9 protein-coding genes are annotated in these 13,540 nt (G+C 45.4%); 5 read left to right on the top strand and 4 right to left on the bottom strand.

Features of this window, described 5'->3' with window-relative positions; genetic code table 11:
- Positions 1 to 42: 42 nt before the first annotated feature.
- From soxR to L1070_RS14135, 4 genes are all read right to left on the bottom strand, one after another.
- Positions 43 to 504 carry a redox-sensitive transcriptional activator SoxR gene (soxR, locus tag L1070_RS14150; protein WP_237126002.1) on the bottom strand — a complete coding sequence of 154 codons (462 nt, stop codon included), beginning with the start codon at positions 502 to 504 and terminating at the stop codon, positions 43 to 45.
- Positions 494 to 988 carry an MgtC/SapB family protein gene (locus L1070_RS14145; RefSeq protein ID WP_237126001.1) on the bottom strand — a complete coding sequence of 165 codons (495 nt, stop codon included), beginning with the start codon at positions 986 to 988 and terminating at the stop codon, positions 494 to 496. Before L1070_RS14145 ends, soxR begins: the two co-directional genes overlap by 11 nt.
- Before the next feature lie 121 nt (positions 989 to 1,109).
- Positions 1,110 to 3,389, bottom strand: coding sequence for a CHRD domain-containing protein (locus L1070_RS14140; protein WP_237126000.1), 2,280 nt, complete (start codon positions 3,387 to 3,389; stop codon positions 1,110 to 1,112).
- A gap of 289 nt (positions 3,390 to 3,678) precedes the next feature.
- A complete protein-coding gene (locus L1070_RS14135) occupies positions 3,679 to 5,925 on the bottom strand; it encodes a TonB-dependent receptor (RefSeq protein WP_237125999.1) in 2,247 nt (748 codons plus the stop codon).
- Between the two features lie 309 nt (positions 5,926 to 6,234).
- Here L1070_RS14135 and L1070_RS14130 point away from each other — a divergent pair, with 309 nt between their 5' ends.
- From L1070_RS14130 to L1070_RS14110, 5 genes are all read left to right on the top strand, one after another.
- Complete coding sequence (locus L1070_RS14130; protein ID WP_237125998.1) at positions 6,235 to 7,242, top strand: substrate-binding domain-containing protein; 1,008 nt, start codon at positions 6,235 to 6,237, stop codon at positions 7,240 to 7,242.
- A gap of 107 nt (positions 7,243 to 7,349) precedes the next feature.
- The gene (locus L1070_RS14125) at positions 7,350 to 8,612 is read left to right on the top strand and encodes an MFS transporter (RefSeq protein WP_237125997.1); all 1,263 of its coding nucleotides are present in this window, start codon (positions 7,350 to 7,352) and stop codon (positions 8,610 to 8,612) included.
- 9 nt (positions 8,613 to 8,621) lie between these two features.
- The gene (locus tag L1070_RS14120; RefSeq protein ID WP_237125996.1) at positions 8,622 to 10,112 is read left to right on the top strand and encodes a trehalase family glycosidase; all 1,491 of its coding nucleotides are present in this window, start codon (positions 8,622 to 8,624) and stop codon (positions 10,110 to 10,112) included.
- A gap of 112 nt (positions 10,113 to 10,224) precedes the next feature.
- Positions 10,225 to 13,023 (top strand): reprolysin-like metallopeptidase, encoded by a 2,799-nt coding sequence (locus L1070_RS14115; protein WP_237125995.1) that lies wholly within the window; start codon positions 10,225 to 10,227, stop codon positions 13,021 to 13,023.
- A complete protein-coding gene (locus L1070_RS14110; RefSeq protein ID WP_237125994.1) occupies positions 13,016 to 13,402 on the top strand; it encodes a hypothetical protein in 387 nt (128 codons plus the stop codon). Before L1070_RS14115 ends, L1070_RS14110 begins: the two co-directional genes overlap by 8 nt.
- Positions 13,403 to 13,540: the final 138 nt, after the last annotated feature.

Raw genomic sequence — 13,540 nt, 5'->3', positions numbered from 1 at the left:
CCACAGCCTAGTGGTGCGAACAACTCAATTATTCAAAGGTGTTTACCAATCTTTACCCAACAGCAAAGCGCCACTGCCTGTTTCGCCAAGTACGTCATCAGGGTTATACATTGGACAACTCTTCATGGATAAACACCCGCAGCCAATACATCCTTCAACTTGGTTTCTTACCCTTTGCATGTAGGCAATTTTCTCATCGAGTTGTTGCTGCCAAGCGGTGGATAGTTTCTCCCAATCTTTTTTGGTTGGTGTACGGCTATCTGGCAAGGTGCTGAGAGTTTGTTTTATTTCCTCAAGGGTGACGCCCATTTTTTGTGCGGCTTTTATCACCGCAATTCGTCTTAGTACATCGGGCTTATAGCGGCGTTGATTACCGCTATTTCGCCAACTGCGAATAAGACCTTTTTGCTCATAAAAGTGTAAAGTAGAGACTTTGACATCACTACGTTTAGCCACCTGGCCTGGGGTTAAATTAGCATCTTGTAAACGTGTGCTATTTGGCATCTTTTTTAACTCTGGTTTTCCAACCCGTGTATTTACCATGAACACCACGAGTCAGATTAGTAAAGCTCGACTCTAATAAGTCTACCCCATACAAGATACCCACCACAATCACCGCCATTTTTATAGCAATTAAAGGGCCAGCTACCGCGACACAAATACCAATGGCGGCTAGCATCCAGATTGCAGCGGCAGAGGTCACGCCCACAACAACCCCCTCTTTTGATAGCATCACACCTGCGCCCAAAAAGCCAATACCTGTAACAACCTGACCGATGATCCTTGATGGGTCTGCCACATCATTGTTTACCTGCATTGAGAGCATAATGAAGGTGTAAGTACCTAAGACTATTAAGGCTGACGTCCTTATCCCAACGGGTTTTCCGCGCAATTGACGCTCTAATCCAATAATTGCACCTGCGAGAATCGCCGCACCAATATCCGACCAGCGTAGTGGATCAATACTAAAAAGGGTGGTTAAGTCCATGAACATTAAATGGTAAAAATTAAACTTTGAGTGTAATAGAAATCATGACGCTTAGGTAGCAGAATTTAAATGTAACTTGTCAAAATGATAGGCCCGCAGAGTGCGGGCCTAATATATGGGGTTACTGAATTTGTCCGCGTATTTCACCACTTGTGTGTGCAGGTGTATGGACGTTTACGTAGTGTCCACCGCTTGCAAGGACAGCAAAAATTTCAGCCGTCAGTGCTGCATCAGCTGGTGCCATCCAACGGTTTGCATCGCTTTCATCTTGCTCAAGTGCCAGCAGCACTGGACCGTTGACGCCTATCGCACCGGTGTGAATATGTGCGGCAGTCGCATCAGCAACACCAGATGTGAGAACCTGTAGTTCTAAAGCAAAGTCATTGGTATTAACTAGGGCATAACCACTACCTGAAGCCGTTGTGGTCACTGCTGGTACTTCCTGATCGCCACTGAGTGAAAAGGCGACCAAGGTATAGTTTCCCGTTAGGATTTGTCCACGTATTTCTCCGCTAGGAACCGCAGGCGTGTGTACATTAACATAGTGACCGCCTGAGGCCAGTATCGCGAAAGTATCTGCATCAATCATGGTGTTTTGAGGTGTCATCCACACGTTCATGTCGTCGGTGCTTTGTTCAAGGGCTACTAATACATCGCCATTGGTACCAATGCGTCCGGTATGAATGTGAGCCGCGGTTGCGTCTGCTACACCAGAGGTCACTACTCGTAGCTCAACGCCATAATCATGGGTGTTCACCAGCGCGTAGCCATCGCCCAAGGCCGCAGTCGATACAGCAGGAACCTCTTGCGCGCCGGAGAGCTTAAATGTTGCCAGGGCAAAGTTGTCCGTCAAGATTTGCCCGCGCAGCTCACCGCTTGGCTCGGCAGGCGTATGCACATTAACATAGTGTCCGCCAGAGGCGAGTATCGTGAAAATATCCGCATCTATCATGGTGTTTTGCGGTGTCATCCATACGTTCATATCGTCTGCACTTTGCTCAAGGGCCACTAATACGTCACCATTGGCGCCAATACGACCCGTGTGAATATGCGCGGCAGTGGCGTCTGCTACACCAGAGGTCACTACCCGTAGCTCTACACCATAATCATGGGTATTTACGAGTGCGTAGCCATCGCCCGAGGCGGTAGTCGATACAGCAGGAACCTCTTGCGCGCCGGAGAGATTAAATGTTGCTAGGGCAAAGTTGTCCGTCAAGATTTGCCCGCGCAGCTCACCGCTTGGCACGGCAGGCGTATGCACATTAACATAGTGTCCGCCAGAGGCGAGTATCGCGAAAATATCCGCATCTATCATGGTGTTTTGTGGTGTCATCCACACATTCATATCATCGTTGCTTTGCTCAAGGGCCACTAACACGTCGCCATTGGTGCCAATTCGCCCAGTGTGAATATGTGCGGCCGTGGCGTCTACTACGCCAGAGGTCACAACACGTAGCTCAACGCTGTAATCATCAGTGTTAACTAACGCGTAGCCGTCACCAGACGCCATGGTATCGACTGCGGGTACTTCTTGTTTTCCTGATAAACCAAAGGTGGCAACCGCGTAATTGTCAGTTAAAATTTGGCCTCGGATCTCACCGTCAGGCATCGCGGGTGTGTGGACATTGACATAATGTCCGCCTGAAAGCAGTACATTGAGCGTTGCTTCGTCAATCATGGTGCCCTCTGGCGTTACCCAGTCAGTCATGATTTCATCGTCTTGCTCAAGCACCACCAATACGTCGCCATTGGCACCTATTCTGCCAGTGTGGATATGTGCTGCGGTTGCATCATCAACTCCAGATGTAACTACTCGCAGGTAAAGCTCTCCATCAGTGCTATCGTAGGAGGCGTAACCATCGCCCATAGCACTTGATTGGTTCATCGGTACTTGTTGTGAACCATTGAGTTCAAAGGTGATTATGCTGGTGGTGTCTGGCACAATTTGTGCGCGTAACTCACCACCCGGGAAGGTTTGTGTGTGCAGATTAATGTACCAATCGCCATCTAACATGTCGGCCATGAGTGACTCGGTGAGATCAGTTATCTCAATACTGGCTAGCGTTTCACTTGTTGCTTCGAATGCGAAAGCAACATCGCCATTTTCACCTAAGTCACCATCATGAATATGCGCAGCACTAAAACCTTCTACATCGCTGTAGTCCAATGTTGCTCTAAACTGCATTAGATTTTCATCTAGTTCAACGGTTGCGGTTGCAGTTTGCATGGAGGTATTCATGGGCACTTCTTGCTTACCACTTAAGGTCAGCTCGAAGGTTTTAGTCGCTGAAAACTCTGGCGTTGGTGTTGGAGGTGTTGGCTGTGTTACCGTGTTATCATCGTCACTATCACTACATGCCACCAGTAGCAGTAGACTAGCGCTTACTATAAACTTTTTCATTATATTCATCCTGTCTAGTGGGTTAAAAAGGATGACTAATTATCATCCATAGCCAGACTTACGAACGTTCTCGCCTGAAAGTTCACTATTATGAAAATAAAATGGTATTTATTTGCTTGGTACATTGATTCTCACACTCCAAATATACCAGTAAGCTCCCTTAGACTGCCTTGATTTCATAACAGTAGGCTTGGGCTACAGCACGGACTATAGTTAGGTGCTATCGTGTGCAGGGAATAAAAAAGCCCAGTATGGGAAACTGGGCTTGTGATCCAAGGAGGGAGGTTAGTTAAAAGCTATAGCTGACGCTAAACTTGATGCTGCGAGGCATGATGTAGCGGCCGTTAGGCGCATCAACATTACGTGGGTCACCTTCAGTAATACCTTGTTCGTCAGTTAAGTTATCGGCTGCGATTTGTAGTTTCAAACCTTCTGCAGGCTCTACAATTAAGCCCAAGTCAAACTTTTCATAGCCTTCAAGTACGACGGTGTTTTCGTTGTTGCCATAACGGTCATCTACTGCTGAGAAGGTGCCGTAAATAGTGGCGAACATTCCCGCTAACTCAAAGTCATAACTCGGCGTGACACGAATTTGCCAACCAGGCTGGCGTTGACTTTCATTGCCTTCGTTATCAGGGCTTTCGGTGATTTCAGTGTCTTGCACGGTGGCGTTTAAATTGACTGACAACCCAGACTCGTGGTTGTAGTTATAGTCAAACTCGATGCCTAACGCTTCATTGGTCAAGATTTCAGCCGGCTCGCCCGGTCTGCGCACAAATGTGTCACCTTTTACCTCATTGCTAAACAGTGTGGCAAAAAAGTCGGTATTGTCACCCATGTACTTATAGCCAAGTTCTGCTTGAGTTACTTCTTTAATCAATGGGTTACCAGCTTCATAGGTACCATAATTGTCTCTAAAGTCATCGAAGTAAGGCATTTTGTAGCCTTTGTTGATGCGAGCGAACACACCCATATCATCAGCTAGCTTATAGTCGGCACCTATAGTCCAAGAGGTCTTGCGAGCGCTGTAATCCACAGACTTTTCGATAATGCCATTGAGGTTTTCATCCACTGAGTAGTTTACTTCGTGACGCTCTGAGCGAAGGCCAATATCTAACGTCAAAGCATCTGTTGCGCGGTAGCTCTGTGTAGTATAGAACGCTAAGGTTTTAGCATCTCCCGTGCTGTTTATGTCATAGTTCCACGCACAACCTTCAACACTGGTATTGCACTCAATGCCATCAAGCATTTCGCCACCAGCTTCGAGTACGTAGTAGGCCGCGTTGCCTAGACTCCACCAATCTTGAGCAGAGGTTGAAGCGCTGTAAACTCCGTACGCGCTCTCCCATTTGTCGAAAGACTTACTAAACGCTAAATCATTGGTGAAAGACTCAATGTCTTTTAATACCACCCAACGTCCCATGCTCTGAACATAGGTATCGCCTTCATAGATAGTGCCTGTGACTGAGCCTTTGGCGTCTTGTCCGTTATCTGCAACATCTTTAAGCAGCTCAGCGCCACCGGCTGGTACAAGGCCATAGGTATTGGCTTCACCTTGAGTGAGGTTAAAGCGGTCTATAAAGTGCCAGCCATTTTTGAGTTCTAGCTTGATGCTACCGCCAGAAATATGGCCTTTCCAACCGCGTCCTTCACCCAAGTCGATTTCCATTGCATTGTTATTACCTGCGTAAATAACGGCTTGGCGGTTGTGTGTTCCCAGCTGCGTGTATTCAGCATCTACACCGTCAACATTAAGGGGAGTGGGTAAGTACCAAGCGCCCGTATCGTCAGTCTGACGGGTATAAACATTGATTTCGCCATTGTCTAACTCTTTGGTTAGGTTAATGGTGAACTGTTGGCCGCGTTCAGAGGTAAAACCTGCATCGCGAATGCCTGATGAACGCTTAATATAACCGCCCACCATGTAATACAAATCATCGCTTAATTCACCACTTAGTACTGCGTCTAGACGCTGAAGACCGTAGTCACTAGTTGTATATTTAAATGTGCCTTCTGTATCTTCACTACCACGTTTTAGTTGAAAGTTAGTGGTTAAACCTGGTTGACCATTTGAGACCACAGGGTTTGGACCGCCACGCAGTGCTTCCATCATGCTGATGGTTTCATCTAAGCGAAAAATAGATGAGTTTTCTAAAAACGAAAGGGTTGGTGCAGGGTAAACTGGAGAGCCTTGCAAGCTCACGGTTAAGAAGGGCGCATCACCACCGCCTGGAAAACCACGCACAAACACATTCGCACCAGACTCACCGCCTGAGCTTTCTACCCATATACCCGGTACTGCTTTGAGTAAGTCCGCAGTACTTTTAGGTGCGAGTTTATCGATTTTAACCGCGTCAATATTGGTAACGGCAAAGCCGGCGTCAATTTTTCTGATGCCGCGTCCACCAGCGGTACCAGATACGACGATAGTTTCGACTTTTTGTTCTTTAGCTTGTTCGTCTTGTGCTATCGCTTGATTACTCAAAACCGCAGCTATGGCTGTTGCGAGCAACGAGTATTGCTTGAGTTTGCGCATGGGAAAGCCCCTTTTGTTGTCATATGGTTCATATCATTGTGTGCGCCACTCCCCAAAACTTAGCGCTAAAGACTAAGTTTGTAACCCAGCAGAGGGGAGTTTTTAGGTGGCGCTGAAATTAAAATAGAGGTTATTGCAAACGTTTGCAATAACTTTAATGCAACTTTTTGCACATACCCTGTTTTATTGTGGCTAATAACCATTGTACATTTGCGCTATAATGGCAGTTGGTTATGCGAAATTGCTCAGTAATATGTTATCTTCTCAATAAGTTAGCGAAGTGGTGAGATCTAAGTCTAAGAGGTTGTAGTGGAGCAGAAAAAATTAAAGTTGGTGGATTTGGCAAAACTTGCTGGGGTATCAACCTCAACAGCTTCACGTGCACTGAATAATAACCCGGTGATCAAACAAGCTACGCGTGATCATGTGCAGCAGCTCGCCAAACAGCACAACTTCACGCTTAATACTGCGGCAAGCCGTCTAAGACTACAGAAAACCAAAGTGATTGCTGTGGTGATAAACCTTGAAGCCAATACCGAACAATCTATCGACGATCCCTTCTTGTTAAAAGTAGTTAGCGATATAAATCAAGCAGTTAACCGTCAGGGGTATGAACTTCTACTATCAAACTCTTATATGGCTGGTGACGACTGGTATGGCTATTTTATTGATGGTCGACGAGCCGATGGTCTGATTGTTGTGGGCCAAGGTAAACAACAAAACCGTATCGAACAAGCTGCTAATTTAGGCGCGCCGCTGGTTGTATGGGGCGACCCTAAAACACCGAGTAATTATCCCATTGTAGGAAGTGACAACTACTTAGGTGGTTTGCAGGCAACCGCGCATTTGATAGCAAGAGGCGCATCAAAGTTATTGTTTTTGGGCGATCCGGGACATGCTGAAATCGGTGAACGTTATCGTGGATTTAAAGCCGCGATTGATGGTGCAAGCGAGGCCTGTCAGCAACAAACAATTAAAATTGATATTACTAGCCAAGCTGCATATGAAGCCATTAATCAATTGCTTAGAAGTGAAGGCTTAACGTTTGATGGCATTTTTGCCTGTAGTGACATGGTCGCACTAGGGGCGCTCAAAGCGTTAAAAGAGCGATATGTCAGCGTACCGAATGATGTTCGTTTGGTTGGGTTTGATGATATTGGTATGGCAGATGTAAGCCATCCATCGTTGTCTACCGTTAGGCAAAACACGCAACTTGCCGCAAAAATGTTGGTCACCAAGTTGTTGGCACAGTTGAATAATGAAGTGGTTGATTCACAAGAAATTGATATAGAGTTACTGTGCCGTCAATCAAGCTAGTAAAAATACAAGATATGGGTAATCGCTGGAATTTAATTTGCAAACGATTGCAAATTAAATTTTGCAAGGCTAGACTTTAATTCATTCAATACTAATGAGTTCAGCTTATGACAGATGCACCAACTACTCTAACCAATGCATCAAGAGCACGTATCATACTGGCTATGATGGCCTGCTACTTTCTATTCGCGGTGTTACTCAACAGCGTAGGAACGGTAATCTTACAATCGATAAACAGTTTCTCGGTTAGCAAAACACAGGCGGCGAGCCTAGAAGGTTTCAAAGATCTTTCGATTGCCATCATGTCGTTTCTGGTCGCCTCCATGATCCCGCGTTTTGGCTATAAATTGGCATTATTAATGGCTTTGGCCGCGGTGATGTTGATCTGTTTAGTCACGCCACAAATCGGTCAATTTTACGCCTTTAAAATACTATTTGCTGTTGTTGGCTGTGCTTTTGCGGTGGTGAAGATTAGCGTGTACGCCTTAGTCGGGCAGTTGAGTGATTCGCCGTCTTCTCACTCCGCGCTCCTCAATACCATAGAAGGTATTTTTATGGTTGGGGTGCTCAGTGGTTATTGGATTTTTAGTTTTTTCATTACCCCAGATAGCAACTCATTGGATTGGCTCAGTGTGTATTACATTCTCGCTTTATTGAGTTTAGTGTGCGTGTTAACCATTAGTTTGGCACCTATTGCAAAACAGGCGCTGCCCTTTGGCAGTAGTATCAGCAGCGAGTTTGCCCAGATGTTAAAGTTGAGCTTTCAACCTTTGGTGTTGGTTTTTATTATTTCGGCATTTTTATATGTTCTGATAGAGCAAGGAGTAGGCACGTGGCTGCCCACGTTCAACAATGAAATTTTACACTTACCTGTGGATGTGAGTGTGCAGTTGACCAGCATCTTTGCGGCGAGCTTAGCGGTAGGACGTTTGCTGGCAGGGCAGATTTTAAAACATCTCCATTGGTATATTTTGCTCAACATATGCTTGGTGGCAATGGGGGGACTTATTCTATTAACCTTACCTCTGACCCAAGGGGTTTCACAGCAAACAGTCAGCTCAATATTTGATGCTCCTTTAGCTGCGTATTTAATGCCGATGATTGGGTTATTGATGGCACCTATCTATCCGGTATTAAATTCAGTGATCCTAAGCAGTTTAGAAAAACATCAACATGCCTCGATGACCGGGATGATCGTTATTTTCTCAGCACTAGGAGGGACCACGGGCTCTATTCTAACGGGTTATATTTTCCAGCATTTTAGTGGCCAACACGCATTTTACAGCGCATTGCTGCCACTGTGTTTACTGATAGTTTCAGTGTTTCTGTTTAAACAGCGCAGTACACCAGCGCATCCTATTGCTGCCTAAGAGGTTTTCATGAAATTCGAATATTGCACCTTGTTTAAAGATGTGCAGCTAAGTGGTATTTTTGCTGATAGCAAGGTGTTTGCCGACGCCATTCCTAAAACAAGCTGGGCCAGTGCACAACAAGCATATGAACAACATGATTTACCAATGAGTAATGAGGCGTTAAAGTGCTTTGTAGACGCGCATTTCACCTTTGCCGAACAGCCTGAATTACAAGCGCTTAGCGATGTAAAGTCTGTTGCTGATTACATTCAAAAGTTGTGGCCAAAGTTACAGCGAAAAGCCTTTTATAGTACCAACAACTCCCTGCTCGCGCTTGAGCATGACTATGTGGTGCCTGGTGGCCGATTCAATGAAATCTACTACTGGGACAGTTACTTCACAGCGCTTGGATTGGAAGATAGCGGTAATATTTCGCTCATAGAGGCGATGGTTGAGAACTTTGTGAGTCTGATCGCACGATACGGCTGTGTGCCTAACGGCAATCGAATTTATTATACCAGTCGTTCTCAGCCGCCAGTATTGGCGTTGATGGTAAAACTATTATTGCCGTATAAAAAGTCCGATACTAAGTGGCTTGAGCGCATGGTTGATGCGATGCGTCAGGAGCATGATTTTTGGCATCAAGGAGAAGCACAACTGGAGAACAACAGTGCGCATCGCCGAGTAGTTAAACTATTTAATGGGATGCAGCTCAATCGCTACTGGGATGACAAACCTGAACCTAGACCAGAGTCTTATGCAGAGGATATTTTTGATGCCAACCAATTGCCTCTGTCGCAGCGTGAATCATTTTTCCGTAATATTCGTGCCGCGTGTGAGTCAGGTTGGGACTTCAGTGCTCGATGGCTGGACGACCCAACGAGCTTGCTTAGCATAAACACCACTAACCGAGTACCGGTCGACTTAAATACGCTGCTTTATTTGTTGGAAGATACGCTGGTTGAGTGTTTAACCATGCTCAATGACAAAGCGCAAGCAGATACATACTCAGAGCGTGCTAAATTGCGCAAAACAGCAATACAGCAATTACTTTGGAGCGAGGAACACAACTGGTTCTGTGACTTTGACTTACTTAACAATAAACGTTCAGATGTTTTGAGTTTAGCGGGCTGTGTGCCACTGTATGGCGGTATCGTGAGCCCACAGCAAGCACATTTGATAGGCGTAAAACTAAGTAGCGATTTCTTACGTCAAGGTGGTTTGGTCAGTTGTTTAAGTAACACTTCTCAGCAGTGGGACAGCCCCAACGGATGGGCACCTCTGCATTGGTTTGCTATAAAGGGGCTAAGGGATTACGGCCAATTCGAGTTGGCACAAAAGATTGCTTTGCGTTGGCTCAATATGCTGGAGCAGGACTTTGCGATTCGCCACTGCCTGTTGGAAAAATATAATGTCTGCGAAATGCAAAAAACGGCTGGGGGAGGAGAGTACCAAGTACAGCAGGGGTTTGGTTGGACAAACGGTGTCACCAGTCGCTTGCAAGTACTTTACAACTAGGCCTGAGCACTTTCAGTGGCGCGTTTTATAACATTGCATTGAACGTCAAATATGCGCAAATTAATAAGCCAAGTCTATACTGTGCTTTAATATCCATTATGCGGAGATGCATATGAACCGTTCTTTGCTTTTGTTATGTTTCTTTTTCTTTTCAATCACCAGCTATGCGAACAACTGGCAGTGGCACACCACACAAGCACACGCTAAAGGTGAATCTACATCAGCTATAGCGCAGCACTATAGCGCGAATTACCAAAAAGTGGCGGGTGACTTAATGTCACTTGCTGACAGCGGGGCTAGCATGACCATTTCTCTGCCCGACGGCCAGGGTGGGCTAATTGAATACGTCATACGTTATGATCCTATTATGGCTCCTGCACTTGCGCAAAAATACCCGATGATCCGTAGCTTTTCTGGCCATCAAAAGGGAGCCACGCACAATACCGGTCGTTTTGATATTGGGCCAAATGGCTTTTATGCCTTCTATCAAACTAAAGCGCGTACACTGTATATAGACCCAAGTTTCGGTAATTTTAAAGTGTATGAAAAAGGCAAAAGAGACATGCCTTGGCACGATGAAGTTGTAGAGCTTACGCAGCGCAATAGTTCATTAAATGCTCGTCAGCAAAGAGGACCACTCATCGGTAATGGTGGCACCGTTGAAGTAGTAACCTATCGCTTAGCTGTGACCACCAGTGATGAATATACCAGTTATTTTGGTAGTAAGGCCCAAGCGCTAAATGGCATCGTGACAACCATTAACCGAGTCAATCAAATATACCAAACAGATATTGCAGTGAGACTTGAACTCGTAGCAAACAATGACGAGCTAATTTTTACTGAAAACGATCCGTACGATAACGGAGAGTTAGGCGATACCCTCACGGAAGTACAAAATCAGATAGATACCATTATCGGCTCAAGTAATTACGATGTTGGCCATCTTATGGCAACATCCGGTGCCGGCTTGGCTGCATTGGGTGTCATCTGTGAAGAAGGTGGTAAAGCGATGGGAATGACTGGTATTGGCACACCTGAGGGCGATGCATTTGATGTAGATTATGTTGCCCATGAATTAGGCCATCAGTTTGGCGCAAATCATACTTATAATGGATCGGATGGGTCGTGTACAACTCGGGTAAGCGGCGCAGCATACGAACCTGGTAGTGGTATCACCATTATGGCTTATGCAGGCATTTGTGCGTCTGAAAATCTCGCATCAAACTCCATTGCAATGTTTCATTCTCACAGTATTGATGAGATGCATACGCATCTCACGCTAGGTTCTGGCGCTAGTTGTGGTTCGTTACAGGATGATGGCAATAAAGCGCCTGTGGCTGATGCTAAAGAGGATCATGTGATCCCTATCAATACGCCTTTTGTGCTGACAGGTGCAGCAACGGATGCCAATAGTGATGACACACTGAGCTACTCTTGGGAGCAGTTGGATTTAGGCTCAGCGACGTCAAGCAGTGCAGATTTGAAAGATAATGGTGAAGGGCCGATGTTCCGACCATATTTACCGAGCACATCTGCGACAAGATATTTTCCTTTGTTAGCGGATGTCATTTCAGGGCAAGTTACTAAAGGCGACGGCTATCCTACGACTGATAGAACCATGACATTTAGATTGGTTGTTCGTGATGGCAATGGGGGAGTGAGTTTTGATACCGCAAGCGTCACAACAGTTTCTGCGGCGGGTCCTTTTGTGATCACCTCACCAGATGAGAACAGCTCAGTGAGTGAAAACAACCAAATTACTGTGAGCTGGAATGTTGCTGGAACCGATCAAGCGCCAATTTCGTGCGCTAATGTAGATATAATGCAAACCAACAGTGATGCATCACAAATTCAGTTGCTACTATCGGGCACGGCTAATGATGGTCAACAACAGGTCACTTTGATTGGTAGCCAAAATAATAAAGCGCGAGTGATGGTCAAATGTGCTTCCAGTGCTTTTTATGCCTTATCTCAAGAATTTAATTTAGCTAACAGTTTGGCGGTCACATCTCAGCAAACCATTTCTACTGCGGAAGATACCAGTGTTACCTTACAGGCATCACAATTTAGTGTTGTGAACCAACAAGTGGGGTCTCAATTAGTGTTGAGTGTTATCGCAGGAAGTGATTATACCTTCTCAGAAAACACCATAATGCCTGCTGCAAACTTTAACGGTGAGCTGACCGTAAATATTACCCTGACTGATGGTACAACTACGACAAGTTATCCTGCCAAGATACAAGTCACACCTGTTAACGATGCGCCAGAAGTACTCACGCAGCTGGCCCTAACAATGAATGAAGACGAAACCATTACCTTGGGGGTATCGCAGTTTGAGGTGGTAGATGTAGACAGTACTGAGTTTACGCTGGCAATACTTGCAGGTGAACAATACAGCTTTAATGCAAATGTGGTTACGCCTGAAGCTGATTTTAATGGCACACTAGAAGTGCCTATTACCATCAGTGATAAGGAAGGTGCGAGTACCAATTTTACCACACAAATAACCGTAACAGCGGTCAATGACTTGCCAGTGGCGAATAATGATTCTGTGACAGCAACCCAAGGTGTGCAAACAACTATCGCTGTGCTTGCCAATGATACCGATATTGATGGTGATACTTTAACGTTAGTAGAGCTACTGTACGAAGGTACGGGTACTGCGACGGTTTCTGGTAGTAATATTATGTATCAATCAGCAAGTAGCTTTACCGGTCAAGAGCAAATTATCTACTCGGTGAGTGATGGTAATGGTGCATCTGCTCAGGCTACGGTTACTGTAAATGTAAGGACCCCTCCACCTGTGAGCAGTGCTGATGATGGTGGTAGTGGTAGCTTTGGATATTGGCTATATGCTCTAAGCTTAGGTCTGCTGTTGCGACGTGTTAAATGGAGTGCTAAGTATGCGTAGTTTGTATATGGCATTGTTGTTGAGTGGCTTGTTTGGGTGTCAAAGTGTCAGTGATACACCAGACAAACAAAATGAGTTACTGCTTGTGAATGCTGATAGAAGTATGCAATGGTTTATGACGCACTCACTAGAGCAGGTGCTTGAAGCACATGAAGCTCAACAAAGCTTTGGTTTTATTGCACTGAATAGGCGAGGTTATTTCTATCCCAAAATAGGTATGGCTCGCAAACCTTTGCCACTAAAAGACGGGTGTCAGACTTGGTTATTATCCGCATCAAATGATGTTGTGAAAAGTGATAGTGAACGAGAAAAGATGGCAAACTTGCAGGCATTTGCTGCCAAGTTTAATGTTGCAATGGAATCTAAGTGCTTACCCTAGTGGGTTGGTCACATAAGTAAAACAAAGCCAGTGAGCGAACACTGGCTTTTTTGTTGCCATCTTAGAGATAATTCATCTGTACCTTTTATTACCTTATGATTATAATTTCGCCCTTGTACCAATTAGGGTACTGTTGGT

This window comes from Pseudoalteromonas sp. MMG022 (assembly GCF_021654245.1).
Lineage (GTDB): Bacteria > Pseudomonadota > Gammaproteobacteria > Enterobacterales > Alteromonadaceae > Pseudoalteromonas > Pseudoalteromonas amylolytica.
The sequence above is the reverse complement of the archived record's forward strand: the minus strand, read 5'-3'. Positions and strand labels throughout refer to the sequence as shown.

What these genes read in the sequence shown, in the direction of transcription:
- soxR (WP_237126002.1), bottom strand. Translation starts at nt 504, where the DNA reads ATGCCAAATAGCACACGTTTACAAGATGCTAATTTAACCCCAGGCCAG.
- L1070_RS14145 (WP_237126001.1), bottom strand. Translation starts at nt 988, where the DNA reads ATGGACTTAACCACCCTTTTTAGTATTGATCCACTACGCTGGTCGGAT.
- L1070_RS14140 (WP_237126000.1), bottom strand. Translation starts at nt 3,389, where the DNA reads ATGAAAAAGTTTATAGTAAGCGCTAGTCTACTGCTACTGGTGGCATGT.
- L1070_RS14135 (WP_237125999.1), bottom strand. Translation starts at nt 5,925, where the DNA reads ATGCGCAAACTCAAGCAATACTCGTTGCTCGCAACAGCCATAGCTGCG.
- L1070_RS14125 (WP_237125997.1), top strand. Translation starts at nt 7,350, where the DNA reads ATGACAGATGCACCAACTACTCTAACCAATGCATCAAGAGCACGTATC.
- L1070_RS14120 (WP_237125996.1), top strand. Translation starts at nt 8,622, where the DNA reads ATGAAATTCGAATATTGCACCTTGTTTAAAGATGTGCAGCTAAGTGGT.
- L1070_RS14115 (WP_237125995.1), top strand. Translation starts at nt 10,225, where the DNA reads ATGAACCGTTCTTTGCTTTTGTTATGTTTCTTTTTCTTTTCAATCACC.
- L1070_RS14110 (WP_237125994.1), top strand. Translation starts at nt 13,016, where the DNA reads ATGCGTAGTTTGTATATGGCATTGTTGTTGAGTGGCTTGTTTGGGTGT.